The 20,627-nt window shown below is 53.7% G+C and carries 23 protein-coding genes and 1 tRNA gene; 13 read left to right on the top strand and 11 right to left on the bottom strand.

Annotated elements, in window-relative coordinates:
- Positions 1 to 282 precede the first annotated feature (282 nt).
- Positions 283 to 495 carry a hypothetical protein gene (locus ACP5PX_RS02185; RefSeq protein ID WP_428083528.1) on the top strand — a complete coding sequence of 71 codons (213 nt, stop codon included), beginning with the start codon at positions 283 to 285 and terminating at the stop codon, positions 493 to 495.
- A 10-nt stretch (positions 496 to 505) separates the two neighbouring features.
- On the opposite strand, the gene ACP5PX_RS02190 is transcribed toward ACP5PX_RS02185, so the two are convergent.
- Positions 506 to 1,240, bottom strand: a complete 735-nt coding sequence (locus tag ACP5PX_RS02190; protein ID WP_428083530.1) for a TrmB family transcriptional regulator — start codon at positions 1,238 to 1,240, stop codon at positions 506 to 508.
- A gap of 64 nt (positions 1,241 to 1,304) precedes the next feature.
- Between ACP5PX_RS02190 and tes the strand changes: the two genes are divergently transcribed.
- The 5 genes from tes (at position 1,305) to fen (ending at position 7,102) form a co-directional block, all read left to right on the top strand.
- A complete protein-coding gene (tes, locus tag ACP5PX_RS02195; RefSeq protein ID WP_428083532.1) occupies positions 1,305 to 2,909 on the top strand; it encodes a tetraether lipid synthase Tes in 1,605 nt (534 codons plus the stop codon).
- 133 nt (positions 2,910 to 3,042) lie between these two features.
- Positions 3,043 to 3,900, top strand: a complete 858-nt coding sequence (locus ACP5PX_RS02200) for a DMT family transporter (protein WP_428083534.1) — start codon at positions 3,043 to 3,045, stop codon at positions 3,898 to 3,900.
- A 228-nt stretch (positions 3,901 to 4,128) separates the two neighbouring features.
- On the top strand, positions 4,129 to 5,778 hold the full coding sequence (thsB, locus tag ACP5PX_RS02205) for a thermosome subunit beta (protein ID WP_428083536.1): 1,650 nt from the start codon (positions 4,129 to 4,131) through the stop codon (positions 5,776 to 5,778).
- An 11-nt stretch (positions 5,779 to 5,789) separates the two neighbouring features.
- Entirely contained in the window at positions 5,790 to 5,993 is a 204-nt protein-coding gene (locus ACP5PX_RS02210; protein ID WP_428083643.1) for a DNA-directed RNA polymerase subunit K, read from the top strand.
- A gap of 80 nt (positions 5,994 to 6,073) precedes the next feature.
- The gene (gene fen, locus ACP5PX_RS02215) at positions 6,074 to 7,102 is read left to right on the top strand and encodes a flap endonuclease-1 (protein ID WP_428083538.1); all 1,029 of its coding nucleotides are present in this window, start codon (positions 6,074 to 6,076) and stop codon (positions 7,100 to 7,102) included.
- Here fen and ACP5PX_RS02220 read toward each other — a convergent pair.
- Positions 7,099 to 7,749: a protein-L-isoaspartate(D-aspartate) O-methyltransferase gene (locus tag ACP5PX_RS02220; protein WP_428083540.1), complete on the bottom strand. Its 651-nt coding sequence runs from the start codon at positions 7,747 to 7,749 to the stop codon at positions 7,099 to 7,101. The two genes, fen and ACP5PX_RS02220, sit on opposite strands and share 4 nt — an antisense overlap.
- A 47-nt stretch (positions 7,750 to 7,796) precedes the next feature.
- Here ACP5PX_RS02220 and ACP5PX_RS02225 point away from each other — a divergent pair, with 47 nt between their 5' ends.
- Positions 7,797 to 8,222, top strand: coding sequence for a DUF371 domain-containing protein (locus ACP5PX_RS02225; RefSeq protein WP_428083542.1), 426 nt, complete (start codon positions 7,797 to 7,799; stop codon positions 8,220 to 8,222).
- 78 nt (positions 8,223 to 8,300) lie between these two features.
- Positions 8,301 to 9,350 (top strand): flippase-like domain-containing protein, encoded by a 1,050-nt coding sequence (locus ACP5PX_RS02230; protein WP_428083544.1) that lies wholly within the window; start codon positions 8,301 to 8,303, stop codon positions 9,348 to 9,350.
- On the opposite strand, the gene ACP5PX_RS02235 is transcribed toward ACP5PX_RS02230, so the two are convergent.
- Positions 9,319 to 9,720 (bottom strand): metal-dependent hydrolase, encoded by a 402-nt coding sequence (locus ACP5PX_RS02235; protein WP_428083546.1) that lies wholly within the window; start codon positions 9,718 to 9,720, stop codon positions 9,319 to 9,321. The genes ACP5PX_RS02230 and ACP5PX_RS02235 overlap by 32 nt on opposite strands.
- A 59-nt stretch (positions 9,721 to 9,779) precedes the next feature.
- On the bottom strand, positions 9,780 to 9,971 hold the full coding sequence (locus ACP5PX_RS02240) for a hypothetical protein (protein ID WP_428083548.1): 192 nt from the start codon (positions 9,969 to 9,971) through the stop codon (positions 9,780 to 9,782).
- An 86-nt stretch (positions 9,972 to 10,057) separates the two neighbouring features.
- On the opposite strand from ACP5PX_RS02240, the gene ACP5PX_RS02245 reads away from it, so the two are divergent.
- Positions 10,058 to 11,218: a glycosyltransferase family 4 protein gene (locus ACP5PX_RS02245; RefSeq protein ID WP_428083550.1), complete on the top strand. Its 1,161-nt coding sequence runs from the start codon at positions 10,058 to 10,060 to the stop codon at positions 11,216 to 11,218.
- A 30-nt stretch (positions 11,219 to 11,248) separates the two neighbouring features.
- Positions 11,249 to 11,953, top strand: a complete 705-nt coding sequence (locus ACP5PX_RS02250; RefSeq protein WP_428083552.1) for a glycosyltransferase — start codon at positions 11,249 to 11,251, stop codon at positions 11,951 to 11,953.
- A gap of 10 nt (positions 11,954 to 11,963) precedes the next feature.
- Here the strand turns inward: ACP5PX_RS02250 and ACP5PX_RS02255 are convergent, their stop codons facing one another.
- Together ACP5PX_RS02255 and ACP5PX_RS02260 are read right to left on the bottom strand one after the other, a co-directional pair.
- On the bottom strand, positions 11,964 to 13,058 hold the full coding sequence (locus ACP5PX_RS02255) for a glycosyltransferase (protein ID WP_428083554.1): 1,095 nt from the start codon (positions 13,056 to 13,058) through the stop codon (positions 11,964 to 11,966).
- A gap of 2 nt (positions 13,059 to 13,060) precedes the next feature.
- The gene (locus ACP5PX_RS02260; protein ID WP_428083556.1) at positions 13,061 to 14,485 is read right to left on the bottom strand and encodes a B12-binding domain-containing radical SAM protein; all 1,425 of its coding nucleotides are present in this window, start codon (positions 14,483 to 14,485) and stop codon (positions 13,061 to 13,063) included.
- Positions 14,486 to 14,555: 70 nt separating this feature from the next.
- Between ACP5PX_RS02260 and ACP5PX_RS02265 the strand changes: the two genes are divergently transcribed.
- Together ACP5PX_RS02265 and ACP5PX_RS02270 are read left to right on the top strand one after the other, a co-directional pair.
- Positions 14,556 to 15,464, top strand: coding sequence for an NAD-dependent epimerase/dehydratase family protein (locus tag ACP5PX_RS02265; RefSeq protein ID WP_428083558.1), 909 nt, complete (start codon positions 14,556 to 14,558; stop codon positions 15,462 to 15,464).
- A gap of 65 nt (positions 15,465 to 15,529) precedes the next feature.
- The gene (locus ACP5PX_RS02270) at positions 15,530 to 16,192 is read left to right on the top strand and encodes a YqaA family protein (RefSeq protein WP_428083560.1); all 663 of its coding nucleotides are present in this window, start codon (positions 15,530 to 15,532) and stop codon (positions 16,190 to 16,192) included.
- Between the two features lie 27 nt (positions 16,193 to 16,219).
- On the opposite strand, the gene fbp is transcribed toward ACP5PX_RS02270, so the two are convergent.
- Genes fbp through ACP5PX_RS02285 form a run of 3 tightly spaced genes read right to left on the bottom strand, consistent with a single transcriptional unit; the run spans position 16,220 to position 18,178 of the window.
- Positions 16,220 to 17,317 carry a fructose-1,6-bisphosphate aldolase/phosphatase gene (gene fbp / locus ACP5PX_RS02275; protein ID WP_428083562.1) on the bottom strand — a complete coding sequence of 366 codons (1,098 nt, stop codon included), beginning with the start codon at positions 17,315 to 17,317 and terminating at the stop codon, positions 16,220 to 16,222.
- Positions 17,318 to 17,349: 32 nt separating this feature from the next.
- Complete coding sequence (locus ACP5PX_RS02280) at positions 17,350 to 17,910, bottom strand: hypothetical protein (protein WP_428083564.1); 561 nt, start codon at positions 17,908 to 17,910, stop codon at positions 17,350 to 17,352.
- 19 nt (positions 17,911 to 17,929) lie between these two features.
- The gene (locus ACP5PX_RS02285) at positions 17,930 to 18,178 is read right to left on the bottom strand and encodes a hypothetical protein (protein ID WP_428083566.1); all 249 of its coding nucleotides are present in this window, start codon (positions 18,176 to 18,178) and stop codon (positions 17,930 to 17,932) included.
- A gap of 124 nt (positions 18,179 to 18,302) precedes the next feature.
- On the opposite strand from ACP5PX_RS02285, the gene ACP5PX_RS02290 reads away from it, so the two are divergent.
- Positions 18,303 to 18,378: transfer RNA gene (locus ACP5PX_RS02290), tRNA-Thr, on the top strand.
- Here the strand turns inward: ACP5PX_RS02290 and ACP5PX_RS02295 are convergent.
- Together ACP5PX_RS02295 and ACP5PX_RS02300 are read right to left on the bottom strand one after the other, a co-directional pair.
- Positions 18,357 to 19,193, bottom strand: a complete 837-nt coding sequence (locus ACP5PX_RS02295; protein ID WP_428083568.1) for an SPL family radical SAM protein — start codon at positions 19,191 to 19,193, stop codon at positions 18,357 to 18,359. The two genes, ACP5PX_RS02290 and ACP5PX_RS02295, sit on opposite strands and share 22 nt — an antisense overlap.
- On the bottom strand, positions 19,193 to 20,512 hold the full coding sequence (locus ACP5PX_RS02300) for an Nre family DNA repair protein (RefSeq protein ID WP_428083570.1): 1,320 nt from the start codon (positions 20,510 to 20,512) through the stop codon (positions 19,193 to 19,195). The genes ACP5PX_RS02295 and ACP5PX_RS02300 overlap by 1 nt, the downstream gene beginning before the upstream one ends.
- Positions 20,513 to 20,627 lie beyond the last annotated feature (115 nt).

Consider the following 20,627-nt stretch of genomic DNA (forward strand, 5'->3'; position numbering starts at 1 on the left):
AATCGCGGTGGCTTCTTGAACCAAGCTCAAGGACCTCATCTGTGTATTCAGCTGGATAAATCACCTTATCCCCATACGGCTATTGCGGCCACTGCGGTTCCGATAACCTCATAACTAAAATCAAAGCAATGGTCACGAAAACTATGGATATCGCAATCTTCGCCTTTTTGCCCATCCTTTCTACCTTCATCCCTTCTCTTTCCGGTTCACTCACTGAACTTTAGCAATTTTGGCTTTTTAAAACCTTCGAAGAGCGTTCTTACACTTCTCATCCTTTTCGGCATGGAGTACGTCATAGAGATCACCGAGGAGGACCCGGAGAACGCGGACTTCATGCAGCTGGTCGGTGTCGCACCGAGGATGGGCGTGGCCATGGACATACTCGCGGCCAGTCCCTCGGCCTCCGAAAAGATCTACGAGCTCGTCGGACACGTTTATGAGGACGGGAACGGGGAGGTCGCGCTTCTCGGGTTGATTGGTTCAAGAAAAAAGTGAGGGGGATATTCTAAGCAACGCGGGAATCCCTCCACAGATATTCAAAGTATTCCTTGGCGAACCGGGCCAGGCCGATTTCATCCGACCATATCCCGAGAAGTTCGTCCCCGTTCCCAAGGATGAGCAGCACCTCCCGTCCATCGATGACGACACCACCACCGAAGAGGTTTTCCCTTTTTCTGATTTCTAGCTTTCGCGGCAGCTGCAACCCGCGCAGCTTCAGCCTTCGAGGGACCAGAATCCTGACGGGGATATTTTTCGCCTCTAAGAGGTCAAGGTAGGGGGTTAGTCCTGAGATCTCCAGGGGAATGTTCGGTAGCGAGAGCAGGACCTCGATTTCGGCGCGGGCGAGCATCTCTCCAGTTTTGGTGAGGATGTTTTTTCCACCACGGATTACCCAGACATCGGGCCTCTTCACCTCGGCCCTCTTGGAGTAAAGCGGTTCAAGCTCTTTCAGCAGAGCTTCGCTGATCTCCTTGAGCCTCCTCTCCTCTTCGGCCTTTACGATCTTTACCACCTCGGCCGGGTCCCTTGATCGATATCGACTGGGCCTACCCGCCTGAGCTTCCACCCAACCCCGCTCCCCAAGCCGGGACAAAATGTCATAGATTCTCGAGTAGGGCACGTTCGCCAGTTTGCTCAATTCTCCAGCGGTTGACGGGCCGTTTGATACCAGGGCGCAGTAGACCCGGGCCTCGTATTCAGTCAGTCCCAGCTCGCGCAAGAGTTGGTGGGCTTTTTCCATAGCACCACTTTTCATATTGGGAAAAGTTCGGCAAGGCTTAAAAGTTACCCCTTTCAGTGGTAAAATGATGACCATGAAGGAGTTGGCTAGGACCAGTTCCGTCTGCCCGCAGTGCCTTAAGATCCTTCCCGCGGAGGTCTTTGAAAGGGACGGTAAGGTCTGGATCAGGAAGGAATGTCCCGAGCACGGGTTTTTCGAGGACCTCTACTTCAGTTCTTATGATTGGTATCTGCGCGCGCAGAATTTCGCTCGCGATGGCAGAGGGGTGCTGAATCCTCAGGTGACCAAGGAGGCCCCGGTCTGCCCGACGGACTGCGGTTTGTGCCGGATGCACAAGAGCCACACCGCGCTGGCGAACATTGTGCTCACCAACCGTTGTGATCTTTCCTGCTGGTACTGCTTTTTTTATTCGGGCCGTGTGGGCTATGTCTATGAGCCCACTTTCGAGGAAATAGAGGAAATGGTCAAAACTCTAAAGTCGGAGCAGCCGGTGGGATGCAATGCGGTCCAGCTCACCGGCGGCGAGCCCTGCCTCCGTAAAGATTTGATAGATATAATAAAGATGGTCAAGTCGCACGGGGTGGACCACGTCCAGCTGAACACAAACGGTATCAGGCTGGCGCAGGACCCCACCCTTGTTGAGAAGGTTCGTGCGGCCGGTGTCAACACCCTTTATCTAAGCTTCGACGGGGTTACTGAGAAGACCAACCCTAAGAACCACTGGGAGGCCCCTCAGCTTATCGAGAACTGCAGGAAGGCGGGCTTGGGTATCGTCTTGGTGCCCACAGTGATTAAATCGGCAAATGACCATGAGGTTGGAGACATCCTGAAGTTCGGGTTCAAGAACATCGACATCATCCGCAGCGTGAATTATCAACCCGTCTCCCTCGTGGGCAAGATGCCACGCGAGGAGCGCGAGCGCTATCGCATCACAATTCCGGACGTGATAAAGAACCTTGAGGAACAGACGGACGGAATTCTCAAGATGGACGATTTTTTCCCCGTCCCGACCGAGTTGATAATCAGCGATTTTGTGGAGGCCTTGACCAAAAAACCGATGTACCAGATGAGCAGTCATTTTGCCTGCGGTGCCGCCACCTATGTTTTCAACGACAACGGGAAGATGCTGCCGCTGACCCATTTCATCGATGTCCAAGGTCTGCTTGAATACCTATCTGAGAAGGCGAATGAGCTCCGCGCTGGAAAGAGCAAGCTTTTAGTCGGGGCCAAGTTGCTTTACAGCATTGGCAAGTTTGTAGATAAAAAGAAGAAGCCGCGAGGCCTTGACATTGACCGGATAATCTTCAACGCGTTGATAAAGCACGAGTACAACGCGATAGGCCAGTTCCACATGAAGTCCCTTTTCATTGGGATGATGCACTTCATGGATCTCTACAATTACGACATCGAGCGGGTCAAGAGGTGTTGTATCCATTACGCCATGAGCGACAACCGGATTATACCCTTCTGCGCCTTCAACGTCATCCCTGAGTGGTACCGAGATAAGAGCCAGGCGGCGCAGGGCATCTCATTTGAGGAGTGGGAGAAAAAGACGGGGAGGGCGCTGAAACAGGACCTTTACAAGCGCGATATGGAAAAGTGGAAAGCGTCTGAGGCTTACAAAAATTTTGTCCGACAGGTGGAGGAGATAAAGTCGGGCAAGCTTTGAAGGCGCGGTTCGGACAAAACCTTTGCCTAAAAATTTTAACCCGCCGCTAGCTCGTTTTCACCTCCTCAGCTAACAACCGATGTAAAATCTTAAGATGCAACCGACCAAATTAGAACATCTCGGTGGTCAGATTATGGACGTACTCTCTATTGCTTTGGCAGTATTAACGGCACTGTTTTGGTCCCTGAGCCAGATAATGGGTAAAGTTCTGATGAAGGAGATGAATCCCACTTATTATAGCACTTTACGCCTGGTAATTGCGGTAATCGTCTTCACCCCACTGGTGTTAATCAACGGCCTGAGGATAACTGCGGATTCCCTGCCAATAGTGGCGTTGGACGGTGTTCTCGGCATGGCGTTGGGAATACTCATTTACTTCTACTGCATGAAGAGGGCTCCCGCGCACAAAATCATTCCAGTTGGGAACTCGTATCCAATTTGGGCCATGGTCTTAGCGCTGGTCTTGCTGAGGGAACCTTTTTCGATTGTTTTGCCAATTTCTATCGCTCTGATTATGGCGGGAGTTCTTTTACTGGTCCAGCGGAAAAAAGAAAGGAGATCCAACGGTTGGTGGCTGGCTGTTCCGTTGACAACGCTTGTTGCTGCGCTCTACGGTCTGGACCTCGTTTTGAGAAAAATGGCAGTGAACCTGAGAACGGACGTTACCAGCTTTGTTTGGGTCTCGTTAGTTGTCGCGGCCTCGGTGTTAGTTTTAGCCACCTTATTCACGCGCTCTTGGTCAGGACAAAATCTGGGCCGAAAGAACCTATCGCTTGTCTTTTTCTCCAGCCTATTTGGCCACATCTTGGGGACCATTGTCTTCATGTGGGCGCTGGAGTCGGAATCCTTGACATCGTTGGCACCTTTTGTCTCGTTGAGCATACCCTTTGGTTTCATTTTCAGCGTTTTATTTATTGAGGAGAAGCCGAGCCTAAAATCGGTGTTCGGAATGGCCTTAGTGTTTCTTAGCGTGGTCCTAGTCGCCCTCTGAAGTCGAGATTTCACCGCAGATGGTATTGAAAACTATCTGGAGGGAACGTGAGACTGAAGAGAGGAGCAGAAAGATTGGTTGGAAAATCTTGGTCGAGATTTGCGGGTGATTAAGGCATTAAAATGAGATGCTATTGAAAGGCATCGATTTTTAAAAGGGCAAGGTTTTTATATTCTAAAATTTTCTCATTATAGTAGCGTAATTGGATAAATTGATGGGGGGGATTTTATGGCGAGTCAGTTAGGAGGACAACCAATACTCATTCTGCCGGAAAAAGTTCAGCGCTACCTGGGCCGAGACGCCCAGCGGATGAACATAATGGCCGCGAGGGTCATCGCGGAGTCGGTCCGCACGACCTTGGGCCCGCGCGGAATGGACAAGATGTTGGTTGACAATTTGGGTGACATCACCATAACTAACGACGGTGTCACCATTCTCGAGGAAATGGACGTTGAGCACCCGGCCGCCAAGATGATGGTGGAGGTCTCCAAGGCGCAGGAGGACGAGGTCGGGGATGGCACCACGACGGCGGTGGTGTTGGCCGGGGAGCTGCTGAAGAAGTCGGAGGAGCTGCTGGAGCAGGACATCCATCCGACGGTTATCGTCAGCGGCTACAGGCTAGCGGCTGAGCAGGCCCAGAGGGTACTGGAGAAGATGGCGACTCCGGTTTCCAAGGACGACGACAAGCTCCTCAAGCAGATCGCCAAGACGTCAATGAGCAGCAAGGGCTCGGAGATACACGGAGATAAACTCGCCGAGCTCTGCGTTAAAGCCGTCAAGCAGATAGTTGAGGAAGTCGACGGTAAAATCGAGGCCGATATCGACAACATCAAGGTGGAGAAGAAAACCGGAGGCAGCTCTGCGGATACCCAGCTGATCAGAGGGATAGTCCTCGACAAAGAGGTGGTTCACCCCGGGATGCCAAAGAGGGTGGAAAATGCGAAGATCGCTCTTCTGAACCTCGCCCTCGAAGTCAAGAAGACGGAGACGGATGCCAAGATCAACATCACCGATCCGGAGCAACTCAAGAAGTTCATCGACGAGGAGCAGCGCATGCTGAAGGAGATGGTTGACCAGATAAAGAGCGTTGGTGCCAACGTTGTCTTCTGCCAGAAGGGCATTGACGATGTAGCCCAGCACTACTTGGCGAAGGCCGGTATCTTGGCGGCTCGAAGGGTGAAGGAGTCGGACATGGAGAAGCTGGCCCGCGCCACCGGAGGCAACTGCGTGACCAACATCAAGGACCTTTCACCTAAGGATCTGGGCGCTGCCGAGCTGGTGGAGGAGCGAAAGATCGCTGGCGATGAGATGATTTTCGTCGAGGGCTGCAAAGACCCCAGGTCCGTAAGCATCTTGGTCCGGGGTGGCACCGAGCACGTCGTCGATGAGGTCGAACGCGCGGTGCACGACGCGATTTCAGTGGTCTCAGCGGCCATCGAGGACGGCAAGATAGTCGCCGGCGGTGGGGCCCCTGAGATAGAGGTGGCCAAAGGGCTCAGGGAGTATTCCGACTCCGTTGGCGGTCGCGAGGCCCTCGCCGTTAATGCCTTCGCCGACGCCATTGAGGTGATACCGAGGACGCTGGCTGAAAATGCAGGCATGGATCCCATCGATATCTTAGTGCAGTTAAGGGCGGCTCATGAAAAGAACGGCGGAAAGAACGTGGGCGTGGATGTCATCAGCGGTAAAGTCTTGAACACCTTAGAGAAGGGTATCGTGGAGCCGCTGAGGGTCAAGGTCCAAGCGATAAAATCTGCAACCGAAGTCACCGAGATGATTCTCAGAATAGACGACGTTATTGCTGCCGGAAAGCTGGAGAAGGAAGAGGGGAAAGAAAAGGGAGCAGGCCCTGAGATGGGTGGCATGCCGGAGATGTAGGGGGCCCTCCCATTCTCTACAAAAAACACACTCGCTTTGAAAAGGCCCGCATTATTGGCGCTAGGGCGCTCCAGATTCAGATGGGAGCTCCGGTCTTAGTTGAACTGCCGGAGAACTTGTCCGATCCCATCGAAATCGCCATGTACGAGTACGAAAGGGACGCAATTCCGATCACGGTGGTGAGAAGGCTTCCCGGGGAAAACAGAGCGGCGTAGTTTTCGATTGACAACATTTTATAATATTTTTTTACCTGTTCTATTTTAAGTATCCAGCGTGAACTTTAGTTGGTGCCAAGATGGGCGTACAGCTAGGCGACCTAGTTTCCAAGGAAAGGGTTGAGCTGGAGAGCCTGAGGGGCAGAATAGTCGCCATAGATGCCTTGAACTTCCTTTATCAGTTTCTCTCGATAATCAGGCAGCGGGATGGCGAGCTGTTGCGGGACTCCAGGGGCCGCATAACCTCGCACCTCTCCGGAATCTTCTACAGAACGGCCAATTTCATTGAGGTAGGGATCCGGCCGATCTATGTATTTGACGGAAAGCCCCCCGCCCTGAAGCGGTTGACGGTCGAGCAGCGCCAGATGGTAAGGGTGGAGGCGGAGAGAGAGTGGAAAAAAGCGCTCGAGGAGGGAAGGACACAGGACGCCCGTAAGTTCGCCCAGAGGGCGGGTCGCTTGGACGCCGCGATGATAAAGCAGACCCAAGAACTTTTGAGCCGCATGGGGGTACCCTGGGTACAGGCTCCGGGCGAGGGCGAGGCCCAGGCGGCGCTCATGGTCCAGCGTGGAGATGCTTGGGCGGCGGCGAGCCAGGACTTTGATAGCCTGCTCTTCGGGGCACCTCGGCTTGTTCGGAACCTAGCCATAACTGGGAGAAGAAAGCTTCCCGGAAAGGACGCTTTCACCGAGGTCTATCCCGAGATCATCGAGCTGGGAAGGGTCTTGGCGGAGCTGGGGATAACCCGCGAGCAGCTGGTCGACATCGGAATTTTGGTAGGGACGGATTACAACGAGGGCATCAAGGGCATAGGACCGAAGAAGGCGCTGGAGCTGGTTAAGAAATACGGGTCGATGGCAGAGATCGTCAAGACGGAACTGGGTAAAAAGTTTGAGGTCGACCCGCTCGAGGTCCGGGAAATTTTCCTGCGGCCGGAGGTCACCACCGACTATCGTCTGGTCTGGGGTGATCCAGATCCCGAGGCCATCAAAAAGTTCCTCTGCGATGAGTTCGATTTTTCTGAGGAGAGGGTGCTGTCGGGCATAGATAAGCTGACCCGCGGTAAATTGGAGCGGGGACAGGCTAGATTGGAGCAGTGGTTCGGCTAATCCTCCAGCTTCCAGCCGCACCTTCCGATGAGGGGCACAAAGGAACAGCCGCCGTGTTCGGTGATGGAGATTTCCCCCGTTTCGGTCTTTTCCACAACGGTCCAAGTCTGGAACATATAGTCCCGGCCAACTGGAGCGCCCAGTTTGCCCCCCGGCTTGAGCTGTTTGACCAGCGGGCGCGGTAGCTCGGGGGCGCAGGCGGTCACCAGAATCCGATCCCACGGGGCGTCTTCCTCGTAGCCAAGCGAGCCATCACCGACCACCACCTTCACCCAATCATATCCCGTTTTTCTCAGGTTTTCCCGGGCAAAATCAGCGAGCTCCTTAATCCTTTCCACACTGACCACAAGGCCCTTTCTTCCCACCACCTCGGCGATGAGGGCAGCGTTGTATCCCGAACCAGCGCCGATTTCAAGCACGCGCATACCCGGGGCCAGATCGAGCGTTTCCATCATTATCGCTATCATGCTGGGTGCGGAAATGGTCTGGCCTCTTCCGATGGGCAGTGGCTGGTCGTGGTAGGCGTAGCTTCTTTCACCGCTCGGCACGAACTCATGCCGTGGAACTTTTCTGAAGGCCGCAATCAAGGCCGGGTTCTTCAGATAGCCCCATTTAATCAGCCGTTCGACTAATTCCTCTCGCTCCATCATCCAAAGTAATATTTTTCTGATACCTTAAATGAGGTCGTGGTCGAATGAGATGGGTCATCAGGGCAAGGGGACATCCGATGGTGTCGGCGAAACACCGGACGACCTTCATGATTACCAAAGAGAAAGATCTGGGTCCGAAGGGTGACTGCGTTATTGGGGTAGGAGCGGAGAAGTCAGCCGCGGAGCTGGACCTAGAGCTGAAAAGGTTGGCAGCGCTGGCGGTTCCGATTGTTATCCGGCTCAGGGCCGGTGGTTTTGTGGACGAGGTCAGGGCCTGGGGGCATCCGTCTTTGACCCTCAACCACCCCACCGATATCGTGGTGAGGAAAAGTCGGTTCATCTGCGGGCGGACTTTGGCGGTCGGGGCCGACAAGGCAGCAGCGGATCTTTCCCGAGAACTGGTTGCAGCGCTTCGGAAACCAACCACCCGTCTTGAGATGGAGGTAATTTTTGGTGTCAACCGGGAGTAATTTTTCGTTTTACCGGATGATGGTGTCAGTAAGCAATATTTAAGCCGTTTCAATTCGTTTTGTTGAAGTGTGAATTTGATGGAAAAAAGGCTTGCTTTTTTCAACAGAAGGTCAATCCTCATCTTCATTCTCCTGTGTTTGATGGTTGTGGCAGCGGCCTTTCTGATTCTCCGGGAAGACTTAAGCTCGATGCTGTTGGCGCTGTACCAGGCCAGCCCTTCTTACCTTTTGCTGGCGGTTCTTGCTTATCTCTCCGGTTTGCTGTTTTGGTCGTTAAGGTGGCGGGTGACCCTTTCTGCTTCAGGGCATCCCATTCCGGTAGGGAGTATCTACGTCGTCATATTGGGGGGGATTTTCATAAACAACATAACTCCATTTACCTATGCGGGCGGGGACCCTATCGCAAGGGCCTACATCCTCAAAAAAACCCAAAACGTGCCCTACTCGAGCGGTTTCGCCACCATCCTTTCCGAATACATCATGGATCTGCCGGTGTACATTTCCCTGTTAATCTTTGGGCTTTTAATTTCACTTAAACAATTTGAACTTTGGTACGGGGTTTTTGTTTTTCTGATATGGTTGTCCTTTTTAATTGGCTGGAGCGTTTTTTTCTTCCACGTGTTGTCCAGCGGTACGGGGGCCAAGAGAATAGCCAGGATAACGTCCAAACTGGCCAAAATCTTCCACCGCAAAGTAAAGGAGGCCGGCTTGGAGCGCAGCATTAGGCGGTTTTATCGAAGCTCGGAGCGGATTATAAGAAATAGAAAGACGATTACAATAATCACCATCCTTACGGTAACGATTATAGCTTTGGCCATTACCCGACAGTACCTCATCTTTCAGGCCTTTGGCTACACACCAACCCTTCCGATGCTTTTCTTTGCCCTGACCTTGCCGGCGCTGGTGGGGATGATTCCGGCGCTTCCCGGAGGCCTTGGCACAGTCGATGCCACGATTTTGTCCGTTTTTCTGCTGTTCGGCGTGCCGCTTCAAATAGCGGTCAGCGTCACCTTAATCGAGAGGGCGATAACGCTGGTTTTCAGCACTTTGATTGGTGCCGGCGCAATTTCCTACCTTGGGATAAGGCAGGGCAACGCTAGAACACTAGGAGCAAAAAGGCGACGATGAAGAGTCCGCCCTCGAGGGCCAGCACTTTTTTGTCAGTCAGATAGGTCCAGAAATCATAAGGTAGCACCCTGATTCCGTAGAACTTTTTGCTCAGCGGATAGAGGAGGCGCCTCCCCTTCTCGTCGAACGATTCGGTCAGGACGTGAATTATTCCACCCAAGGAAAAGGACATGGCGATGTTCCAGCTGTCGTTCCAGCCGATGGCGCTTAGCCCTAGGCAGAGGAACGGCAATATTATCACGTAAAGGAAAATGGTGTGCAGGATGGTGGAGGCGTGGGTCTCATCAATGGGGTTTTTAGGAGTTTTTTTCCTCAAAAGCGTCGGGAAGACATCAAAGTTGGGAAAACCGCTCCCGATGAGTAAGGCCACCAAGTTGATGTTTCCTGGGAAAAGACCGTAGATTATCAGCGGAATGGAGACGTGTCCTATTAGCGTTTTCTCAACTCCTTGGCCATCTTGACCATGGCTATAATGAACGGCGGTAGGAAGGGGGCGATTACCACCAGCGTGTAAATACCTATCTCCCGTATGACCAGCGCCAGCAGCGTCAGCCCCATGAAGATCCAGATGGCGACGTATGCCGCATTTTGGCGCATCCATTCCTTTAGCTTTACCCGCATACTTTATCCAACCGTTTAAGAGGCGGGCATTGGTTAAATGGCTTTTTGCGTCATCCCTTTAAGCATCCGTCAAGATGGATTTACTGATGGAGATGAGAATTCTTCATGTTAATCCATTTTACTATCCCTATCAAGGCGGCACTGAGAAGTACCTCTACGATTTGTGCCGGCGGCTGGCCCGGAGGAACTCCGTGAGCGTGATCACCTCAAAGTTCGGGGGCAATCCTGAGTTCGAGGTTATCGAGGGAACCAAGGTCTACCGACTAAAGAGCCTGGTACTGCAGAAGCTTCCCCCGTTCTTGCCGCCGCCACTCGCGATACCCTTCTCGTTTCGGAGCAACATGATTAAAATCTGTAAAAAGGAAAAGCCCGACGTAATCCATATCCACAACCGGTTCTTTTTGAGTTACTCATCCATGGTCCTGTGGAAGAAATCGTTGGGCGTGCCCCTTTTCATCACCCTTCACAATGCCAGGCCGGTGGGCATAAACGAGGAGACCGATCTTCTGGGGCAGCTTTTTGATGACTATGTGGGGCAGAGGATAATCCGCAGCTGTGACCGGGTGCTCGCCAACAGCAGGTGGACGCTGGAGACCACCCTCCCCAAGGATTACCCTCGGGAGAGGGCGGAGGTAATCTACAACGGGGTAGACACGCAAAGGTTCAGGCGCGTGAAGTCGAACCTTAAGGACAGGTTTGGCTGCGAGTTTCTCTCCGTGACCGTCTGTAGACTGCTTCCGCAGAAGGGGGTCAAATATCTCATCGCCGCCGTTAATGAAATCGAGGAAGATTACAAGGCGGTGATCATCGGTCGGGGCCCGTGCCTCGGGGAGCTAAAATCACTCGTCAAAAAATTAGGTTTAGAAAAGAAAGTTGAATTTATCACCGATTACTTAACGGACGAGGACTTGGTTAAATATTACTCGGCCAGCGATTTTTCCATCTTGCCCTCGCTTTGGGAGCCCTTTGGCATAACGCTGGTTGAGTCGATGGCCTGCGGCTGCCCCGTCATTGCCACCAATGTCGGCGGGATTCCCGAGGTCGTTACCAGCGACTGCGGGATTTTGGTTAGTCCCAGAAGTCCAAGTGAAATTGCTGTGGCGGTCAGCAAACTCATCGGGGACAAGAACCTCCGAAGAAGGTTGGGTCGGAATGCACGAAAGAGGGTCGAGAGGCACTTCGACTTTGACATCATCGCTGAAAAGGTCGAGCAAAGCTATCAAAGACACCTAGAGGGAGCCGGCTAGAGGTTTATCTTTTCTTCACAGGTGGTCCCGTTGTATCCGCTGTCCGAAAAACCGAAAATAACGATAGTGGTGCCGGCGCTGAATGAGGAGAAGCTGATAAGGAAAACGTTGAAAAATGCCCGCGAGGTGGCACCCGAGGCCGAAATCATCGTGGTCGACAGCGGTTCCACGGACAAAACGGCCCAAATAGCCGCCGAATACGCCAAGGTCCGCCGCCGTGTGGGCAATGTGGCACAGGCGAGGAACTTTGGCGCCAAAATGGCCACGGGAGAAATCATCATTTTCTTGGACGCGGATACCCTCATAACCAGGCAATTTGTCGATGAGGTTGTTCGCGCCTTCAGGGATCCTGAGGTTGTCGGTGCCGGGGGTATGATAATGCCCCATTTTAAAGGAGTTTTGGTCGAAATGATCTTCTACCTTTTCAATTTCATGGTCATGGTCTCTTTCGTTACTCTAGGTCCTTTTCTCGCCGGGACCTGCGTGGCTTACAAGCGGGATCCCTTTTTTGAGGTGGGGGGATTCAACGAGAGGCTGGTGGCCTCGGAGGACTTCGATCTGTGCCGGAGAATATCGAAGAGGGGAAGGGTGGTATTTCTCAGGAAGGTTGCGGTGAGAACCTCGCGGAGGAGGCTGGAGCGGCTGGGGCTGATGGGGCTTATCCTCGATTGGGCGAAGGTCACGTTACAATATCTGGGCGGCAGAAACCCGATGAAGTACAGCAGTTTCAGATGAATGGGACAGTTTAGATGTGTTTTCGGTAGAACCTCTCCAGTTTTTTGGTACATTCAACGACGGAAAACTTTTTTCCTGTTTTCAGTGCCTGATTTTGCATTTTTTGGGATGGCACATAGGAGTTTAGGATCTCGGCCAGTTGGGCAACGTTACCGGGTTCAAAAAGGTAGCCGTTTTTTCCGTCCTTTATAAACTCAGGTATGGCGAGGGAGTTGGCGCCGATTACGGGGCAACCGCAGGCCATGGCCTCCAACACCACTAGGGCCTGCGTCTCTCCCGTTGATGCGATGATAAAGGCATCCGCGGCCGAATAGTAGAGAGGTTTTAGCTTTTCCGGGACATAGCCGACAAAGGAGACCTTTTTCCTGAGCCCGAGCCTGTCCCTTAAATCCCTCAGCTTCTTGGCTGCCGGCCCGCGGCCGGCGATGACCAATTTTCCATCAACCTCAGCAAAGGCGCGGATGATGACATCTATGTTTTTCTCGTAGCCCAACCGCCCCAAGCTTAAAAAAAATTTTTCCCCTTTCAGCCTGAGAACTTCTCGAGCGTATTCCCTTTCTTCCGGCTTGAAGAAATTGGTGTCGATCCCTGTGGGGATGATTGAGATGGCCCTTTTTATCTGGTGTGAGCGGAGGACCTCCCTTAGCGCTCGGCTCGGGGCAATGATCCCGTGTTGTTTATTGTAGAAGATCTCGCAGTATTTCCAGACCACCTTTTCCATTATTTTTTTACCCAGCGTTGCCACGTAGCACACGTATTCCGAGAGCAGGGTGTGGAAGGTCGTGACGCGGGGAATCTTCTGGAAGTTGGCGACCCTCCATCCGAAGAAGCCCATGGTGAATGGGGAGTGGCTGTGGACGATGTCGAGCTCGGGCACGGACTCTCTCCCCTGCGGGACGGCGATTTTGAACTCGGGATAGGGCCGGAAGGTCACCGCCGGGTAGGAGCAAACCTGCATCCCGGCGAACCCCCTGACGTTGGTCTTCGGGCAAAAGATAAAGACCTCATGCCCCCGCCTGACCAGCTCAGGACCGGTGCTCAGCAGGGAGGTTACGACGCCGTTTTTCTGGGGCAGGAAAGTGTCCGTGAAGAACCCGATTCGCATTTTTACCCACTCCAAAGTTGTCCGATTGATCTCAGCCCAGTTTCCGACCTTAGATTGGCCAGCAGAATTTTCATTCGGTGCCCGCTCTTTAACGTTTTCAGTATCTGAGAAATCAGGTAGCTTGGCCTTCTGACAAATTCCTGATAAAAACCGTTTATCATCTCGTTCAGCTCCCCTTCGTTCAAGACGGAGGGAAGAACTTCGACGGCGGGCAGAGCGACATCCCAGTATTTTTCTTCATCCAGGTATCCTTTCTCCACCGCGTGGTTCCATAGTTCAGTTCCGGGAGACAGGCTGAGGATGTTCATCTGGGGAAAATCCATCTGTCGCAGGCTGAGGGCGAAATCAAAGGTTTCTCTGATGTCCGCCTTTGTTTCAATCGGCGCCCCAACGATAAAAGATCCGATGACGTTTTCTATATCTGCCTTTTTCGCATTGGTCACCGCCCTTCTGCTCATCCCCGGGGTTATGTTTTTTCCGTAGTAGTCGAGTACCTTCTGAGCGGCGCTCTCGATTCCAAAGTAAATGGTCCTGCATCCGGCGCGGGACAGCTCCCGCAGAGTTTCCGCGGAAGCCTGATCTACCCGCCCCTCGGCCCACAGGTCTAGCTTTACCTTGCGGGCCCTCAAAAGTTCGCAGATTTTTTCGACACGCTTTCTGTTGAGCAGTAGGTTATCATCCACGAATCCGACCTCCTCATACCCCTGGCTGCAGAGCAGCTCCATCTCGGCGACAACGTTTTCAGGCGATCGGAACCTCACCTTTCTCCGTGAAAATGCCGAGCAGGCGCAGTACCTGCAGGCGAAGGGGCAGCCCCTAGAAGAGAGTATGGTGGTGAATTTCCCTGAGGCGCCTAGCAAACCAACCAGCTCTGAGTGGTATTCCTGCTCCAACAGCGATCGGTCAGGGAAGGGCAGCTTGTCTAGGTCTTGGACCAATTCTTGGGGCGGATTTTTTACCACCTTGCCTCTCCGCCGGAAAGCGATGCCCTTGACCTGTTTTATTTCAGTTCCATTTTCAAGCGCATTGATCAGTTCCGGGAGAACTATTTCCCCCTCACCAAGGACAACGAAGTCGACGATAGGATATTTCTCCAGCAGCCGCCTGAACTCGAAGGTGGCGTGATAATTTCCAAAGACGATCTTGGTCTCAGGGCTTTCTTCCTTCACCAGGGTGGCAATTTTGAGGGCCTGTTTAAAGGTGGGCGTCAAAGCACTTATCCCCACGATATCCGAATTTTCCCATTTTACTCGTGCAGAGAGCTTTTCCAGCGGCAACCTTTCCCGGGCATTGTCGATGACCTTGACCTCGTGGCCCTCAAGCTGCAGCACCGATCCCAGATAGAGCAGGCCTAGTGGAGGCCAGGCCGCCTCGTTTTCGATCCGCTCCTTTTGCCCCATGTTGGCATTTATCAGAACTACTTTCAAATGGCCACAACCTGAATTAATATTTCCTCATCAGGTTAAATTTATCAGGTGGCAGGGAGAGGTGAGACGGATGACGGTTTTGGTTACTGGCGGTGCGGGGTTCATCGGCTCGAACCTGGTGGAGGAGCTGGTCGGGCTTGGGGAAAGGGTCATCGTTGTGGACGATTTTTCCACAGGCTCGCTGGATAATTTGAGAGCGGTGCAGGGCCGGGTGCAGATCTTGAGAACCCCTTGCCAGCGGCTTTTGGAGCTGGAACTTCCGGAGATAAAGAAAATTTTCCATCTGGGGATACCGTCCAGCTCTCCGATGTATCGCGACAACCCGGTGCTGGTCGGTGAGGCCATCGGCGGCTTCATGAATGTCTTTGAGCTGGCGAGGAAAAACCGGGCCAGAGTGGTTTACGCCTCTACCTCAAGCCTTTACCGGGGTTGCCCCACCCCCCACCGGGAGGACATGATTGCGGAGCCGTTTGACTTCTACACCGAGGCCAGAATTGCCATGGAGCGGCTGGCCAAGGTTTATCACGAGCTTTACGGAGTTTCCTCGGTGGGCCTGAGATTTTTCTCGGTTTACGGTCCGCACGAACGCGCCAAGGGCAGATACGCGAACAACATCTCCCAGTTCCTCTGGGCCATGCGTGAGGACGAGCCCCCGGTGGTTTACGGCGACGGGGAACAGACGCGCGATTTCGTTCATGTGAGCGATGTGGTCCGGGCCTGTCTCAAGGCAGCCGATTCCGATCTGGGCTGTGAGGTGATAAACGTCGGTACCGGCAGGCAGACGACCTTCAACCGAGTGATTGAGTTGCTCAACAAGGAGCTGGGCAAGTCAGTAAAACCGGTTTACGTGCCGAACCCGGTGAAAAATTACGTCTACCACACGCTCGCCGATCTGACCAAGGCTAGGAAGCTGCTGGGGTACGAGCCGACGGTAACCGTTGAGGAGGGCATCAGACGGCTGGTTGCGTCGGCAGAGTAAAGCGGTCACTTTTGGTGCGGCACCAGGTTTAGAGGTTAGAAGATTAAGGTAAGTTGGGGTCACCGGTGAATGGGAGCTGGTTAAGTCGGCACAGAAAACCGGTTGCGGTATTTGTCGTTGTGGTTCTGGGCCTAGGGCTTTCGCTGTTGGCCACCTATATCTACAACCTGCCCGGTGATTTCTGGAAAAGCATCGGTTATCCCGGCATCTTTTTGTTAAGTTTTATCGGGACCAGCTCGATAGTAATCCCCATCCCTTACACGGTGGTGTTGCTGGCAATATCGCCGGCCTTCGACCCCATCCTTTTTACCGTGGCGGCGGGAACGGGCTCGGCCGTGGGGGAGATGACCGGATATCTTCTCGGGTTCTTGGGCCGAAATGCCCTGGGTGAAAAGCGCCGCAGCCAGATGGACGCAATGCTGAGAATTTTCAGGAAGTTCGGGTCCGTCGCCGTCTTCGTCTTCGCGCTCACCCCCCTCCCTGATGACCTGATCTTTATCCCGCTGGGCCTCATGCGATACAGCCCGTGGAAGACCTTGGCCGCGTGTGTCGCCGGCAAGTTCACCATGGTGTTTATCATTGGAGTTGTGGGCAAGGCAGTGGGGGAGTTGTCTGGAGACCTGCTGATCACGGTTTTGGTATCCGTCCTCTTGATCCTGATTATCCTGGTAATTTTCAAGATTGACTGGGTGAAGCTGGCCGAAAAATACGCTCCGGTAGAGGATTAGCACTGACAGGCTACTTAGTTTGGTCGGTCACTTTTTGATGGGTTCAAAGCGCTTCTTCAGCTTTTCAATCACGTCAGGTAGCGTGGTGTACTCCAGTTCTTCCAGGGAGAGAAGGTGGGGCTCGAATGGCCCGTGCCGGCGCATGTACTCGCTTACCTCGATGGCCCGTTTTCGAGCTAGGTCGAAGGAGGGGTCGCCGAAGAGGTCAACCGGACCAATCAGTTCTCCCTCGCAAACTTGGAAGCCGTAGGCCATTACACGCGGTGGACCATCAAAGCGTGTGGGCCGCGCCTCTTCGCGGGAGACCGGCATCAGGGGGCCGCGGTGGGACCCGCGCATCCACCCGGGCACGAGCTGCGGAAAGGCAAACGCTTCCAGAATTTCCCCCACGGCGGGGAATCCGGACTGCGCCCGGGCAATCGCGACGGGATCGTCCTTGCCCACGTATTTTCCTGCGATGAATGAGAGCCGTTCTGTGCTGGCCACGGCGGCCACTGCCCCGTCTTTCCTGAATATCCTTTTGATCACATAGCGGCTGGAGAGGCCGATCAGAGAGAGCAGATCGTAGAGTTCCTCGGGGCAGTTGAGGAAGATCCGTTCACCTTCCTTGATATTGTGCACCTCAAACCTAAAGCCCTCGTGTATCTTTGAGTCTATTACCAGCCCGGCGGTGTTGAAGGGATCGGCGAAGATCTTGTAGAAGGGAAGGTTGAAGGCCGAGGGCGAGGTCTTGTCGCACATAAGGACAATGATGGGCTCGCTGGGGCGCTCCTCGATTTCGAATTCAGCCACCCCCGGCCCCATGCCCCTCACGTTTCCGGAGAAGGCCTCGACCAGCAGGTCCTGACCCGCACCGTAGTATTTGCGCTTTTTCGCCAGCGCCGCAGCTTTCTTAAAAGTTTCCCAAGCCAGTCCGTGAATCTTAGGGTTGTCCTCTCCCTTGTCGTGGGACATGATAAGCTCTAGGTCATCCCCGCAGTTGGTGACATGATAGCTTTTGATGACGCCCTTCTGCTGGGCCGCCTTTAAGGATTTTTCTGCAATTTCCAAAAGCTCGTCGGGAACTTTTACGTGACCGGGAATGCTGCCTACGTCGGCTTTTATAACACTGATGGTGGTTTTCATACATCAAGTTTACGGCCGAACGTTTTTAAGTCTTACGCGCTGGAGATCGCGAAGGTGGCGGTTAATCCGGCGACCAAGGACAGCGTCACGATGATGATGAGGCTTGAGATCAGTTCTGGGCCCGCCGCCGGCTTCGTCGGCCTTCCCCGCAGGCGATAGAGCATCCGGACGGACCGCTGTGTGCCCAGCTGTGCGGCCCACAAGGAGAGTGGCAGATTCACGACTAAGATTATCATGATGAAGAAGAACGACCAAAGCTCCGCCGATGTGATCGAGGTCAACCTCCAGTTTGAAATGGCGGTCTCTAGGATTGTGATCAAACCGCTGTCGTAAACACCCCGTGCGAAGAGAAAGAACGCGGCCCCAGCCCCGAAGAAGAGCTGGGATAGCACGAAGGCGGCAACCGGGGTGAGGGTGAAGTATAAAATGGGCTGCCAGAGTTCCAGCCGGCCAGGCAGCGGCACGCTGATGGCCCGCCCGAGCTCCGAGAAAAGTCCACCGTAACCACCCAACCACTTTCCATAGGCGAAGCCAACTATCCAACTGCCGACGACGACGAGCCAAAAGGAGTAATACCAGTATTCTTCGCGCATCTCCCCACCGGAGCGTTATCTATTTGTATTTCCGGTCATAGTCGCGCTTGGCCAGATCGATGGCCCGGCTGAGATACTTGTGGTCCAAATCCGTCTTTTTCTGGGCGGAGTCGGTCGTTGAATGCGGCGTCTTCGGCGCCAATGGCTTCGGCGGCGTTAGATTGCGCTCCAGGATGGTTATCCTGCGCTCAAGCTCAGAAATTTTGGCGCGAAGAAAATTCAGCTTCTCCTCCAGCTGCGAGATGCGCAGGTCGTTCTCCATATTCATTTCACCGTTAAGATTTTTCTCTGGTTTCTATTAAGCGTTTGGCGTAATTTTTTTAATAAGCGAGGCAACTAGGCAATTTCACTCGGCAAAACAGTTTTTTGTTGGTGAAGAAAGACATATTTGAGCCGCCGTAGCTCAGCCGGTAGAGCGATCGCCTCGTAAGCGATAGGTCGTGGGTTCAATCCCCACCGGCGGCTCCACTGGCAAAAGCCGCTTCGCACTTTATCCCCAGTTCCCGACAAAGAGGGATTATTTTTGAAGAGATTATTTTTTGATAATCGTGCCCATGAGAGATTGTTGGCGGTATCCTCCCAGCCAGCCCCGGTTTCAGGCTTTCCAGAACCGGCTCCAGCCGTTCCATCACCCACGGCTTCAGGTTGAGCTTATCGTATAGTACTTTGCTTTTGGTTTTTGCTGCGATTTCAACGATTTTTCTGAGATTTTCTTCATCATCGTTTATTTCAGGAATTATCGGACCCAGAAATATCCAGGTGTCAACTCCGCGGCCAGAGAACTCCTCCAGCACCTGAGCGCGCGCGTCGGGCGGTGAGGCCTTGGGCTCCAGCAGACGCGCCAGTTCTGGATCTATCGTGGTGATGGTCACGCCGACGTCGAATTTCTTTGGCACAATTAAATCGGAGTCGCGCAGGACTAGGTCCGATTTGGTCTGGATCGATACTGGAAAATCGTGCTCTAGCAGAACCTCGATGCATTTTCTAGTCAGCTCTAGGTTCTTCTCGACGGGTTGGTAGGGGTCGGTCACCGTGCTCAGCCCGACCACGCCGCGATCTTTGCGGTGCACCTCCTGCATCAGCGTTTCCACAATGTTCCTTTTTATCCTGACGACCTTTCCCCAGCTTTCAGCAATTGACTGGTCCTTAAACACCGAGGGGCTGTAGCAATAGGCGCAGCCGTGCTCGCATCCCGTGTAGGGGTTCAGGGAGTAGTTGAGCCCGGGCAGCCTGCTGGGTGAGAGCGCAGTTAGGCAGCTGGTGAAGATGTATTCCACACTCATCAAACGAACTCCGTTATTTTTTTCTGATATAAGGATTGCCTCAGGAGCTGACTGTTCCGGATCCAGTTCTTTAGCGGGATAGTGAGCTTGGCCATGGCGCTGTTCAGTGCCGCGGTGAAGTTGTCGAACTTCTCGGGCTCGCCCTTCAGCATTTGCCTGATCGACTCCCTCACGTTCCAGACGCCCACCGGCAGGATGTAGCCCGGATGGATCTCCCTGAGCACCAGCGCCGCCGCCTGTCTCTTTTCTTGGCACAGCTTCTCCGCAACCGCAAGCCTGCAGGAGTAGTAGCAGCCGCCGACATCCGGGTAGATGTTTCGGCCCCAATAGCTCTCAAAATCACCCATCATCGCCGGTTCGGGACTGCCCCGGTCCGGATTCCAGGTCGTCCCAGGGAACCAGGCCTCGATCCACTCAAAGCTCCATTTCTCCGGCATCAGAATGGCGACGTAGCGGCTGTCCAGATAGCTGAATGAGTAGACCCGATACTCATCGATGGTGTCGTTCTCCTTTATCCGGTTGATGAGCTCTTGGGAGACGATTGAGTCCACAGCGGTGATGCTCCAGCGCGTGGGCACGAGTTTCCTGTTTTTCCCTAAGCCGAACATCCCGAGGCTGAACGCCCGCTGGATTCTGGTGACGTAAACCCCGTTGTCGTAGAGTTCCACCACCGCCTCGCTGGCCCTGAGGTCCCGGTCGTAAAAGGCCCGCTCCAGCCGGCGATCGACCGAGACGTTGGAGGCGTTGAAGGATCTGAGCGGGGCGGAAGGACCAAAGGGTTGAATGTCGCTTCCGAGCGTGAGCACCCCCTGTGGGATCTTTGCTAGGACCACCTCTGCTTCCACGGGGCTTCTTCCCAGCGCCAGCTCCTGAAGCGAGTCCAGAAGCCGCGTGCCGGTACTTGCCTCGCTGATGTGGGCCACCGCCTTGCCCCGGATCAGTGAGAACCGGTAGTCGATTATTTCCTGAATCCCTTTTCCCATCCAGAGCTCCGGCGTGTCCAGTATCTCGGTGTCCCCCGTAAACGGCGGCACCATCGGCCCGATGAAGACCTTGGGGTAGCCGAGGCGCCCGACGAAGACTCCTGGCGGGGTGGATCCCTGGATGTGCGGAGAGGTGATGCGCAGAGTGGTTTTTGCCAAGGACTGGGCCTTGGCGATTATCGGGCAGCTAATTTTTCCGCAGAGCCTTCGGCCTCCCTTGCAAAGCAAACAGAGCGAGCTCCCCCTGACGACCTTGATTTCCTGGAAAGTGGTCAGCTCGTTGACCTGCCGGGGAGAAATTATGTCGCTTAACCAACTACCTAGTGACCGGGGCATGTTTTTAACCCAGTTTTTTCGATTGAAATAGAACCTCATTCTCCCTTTAAAACACTTGCCGTCGCCACCACCTGAGTTCCAATTTCCTTTTTAAGCGTCACGAACATTGTTTTCT

The organism is Hadarchaeum sp. (SeqCode), from assembly GCF_049969415.1.
Lineage (GTDB): Archaea > Hadarchaeota > Hadarchaeia > Hadarchaeales > Hadarchaeaceae > Hadarchaeum.

Bases quoted from the DNA above. Each gene is read 5' to 3' on its own strand.
- ACP5PX_RS02185 (WP_428083528.1), top strand. From the start codon at position 283: ATGGAGTACGTCATAGAGATCACCGAGGAGGACCCGGAGAACGCGGAC.
- ACP5PX_RS02190 (WP_428083530.1), bottom strand. From the start codon at position 1,240: ATGGAAAAAGCCCACCAACTCTTGCGCGAGCTGGGACTGACTGAATAC.
- tes (WP_428083532.1), top strand. From the start codon at position 1,305: ATGATGACCATGAAGGAGTTGGCTAGGACCAGTTCCGTCTGCCCGCAG.
- ACP5PX_RS02200 (WP_428083534.1), top strand. From the start codon at position 3,043: ATGGACGTACTCTCTATTGCTTTGGCAGTATTAACGGCACTGTTTTGG.
- thsB (WP_428083536.1), top strand. From the start codon at position 4,129: ATGGCGAGTCAGTTAGGAGGACAACCAATACTCATTCTGCCGGAAAAA.
- fen (WP_428083538.1), top strand. From the start codon at position 6,074: ATGGGCGTACAGCTAGGCGACCTAGTTTCCAAGGAAAGGGTTGAGCTG.
- ACP5PX_RS02220 (WP_428083540.1), bottom strand. From the start codon at position 7,749: ATGGAGCGAGAGGAATTAGTCGAACGGCTGATTAAATGGGGCTATCTG.
- ACP5PX_RS02225 (WP_428083542.1), top strand. From the start codon at position 7,797: ATGAGATGGGTCATCAGGGCAAGGGGACATCCGATGGTGTCGGCGAAA.
- ACP5PX_RS02230 (WP_428083544.1), top strand. From the start codon at position 8,301: ATGGAAAAAAGGCTTGCTTTTTTCAACAGAAGGTCAATCCTCATCTTC.
- ACP5PX_RS02240 (WP_428083548.1), bottom strand. From the start codon at position 9,971: ATGCGGGTAAAGCTAAAGGAATGGATGCGCCAAAATGCGGCATACGTC.
- ACP5PX_RS02245 (WP_428083550.1), top strand. From the start codon at position 10,058: ATGGAGATGAGAATTCTTCATGTTAATCCATTTTACTATCCCTATCAA.
- ACP5PX_RS02255 (WP_428083554.1), bottom strand. From the start codon at position 13,058: ATGCGAATCGGGTTCTTCACGGACACTTTCCTGCCCCAGAAAAACGGC.
- ACP5PX_RS02265 (WP_428083558.1), top strand. From the start codon at position 14,556: ATGACGGTTTTGGTTACTGGCGGTGCGGGGTTCATCGGCTCGAACCTG.
- fbp (WP_428083562.1), bottom strand. From the start codon at position 17,317: ATGAAAACCACCATCAGTGTTATAAAAGCCGACGTAGGCAGCATTCCC.
- ACP5PX_RS02280 (WP_428083564.1), bottom strand. From the start codon at position 17,910: ATGCGCGAAGAATACTGGTATTACTCCTTTTGGCTCGTCGTCGTCGGC.
- ACP5PX_RS02285 (WP_428083566.1), bottom strand. From the start codon at position 18,178: ATGAATATGGAGAACGACCTGCGCATCTCGCAGCTGGAGGAGAAGCTG.
- ACP5PX_RS02295 (WP_428083568.1), bottom strand. From the start codon at position 19,193: ATGAGTGTGGAATACATCTTCACCAGCTGCCTAACTGCGCTCTCACCC.
- ACP5PX_RS02300 (WP_428083570.1), bottom strand. From the start codon at position 20,512: ATGCCCCGGTCACTAGGTAGTTGGTTAAGCGACATAATTTCTCCCCGG.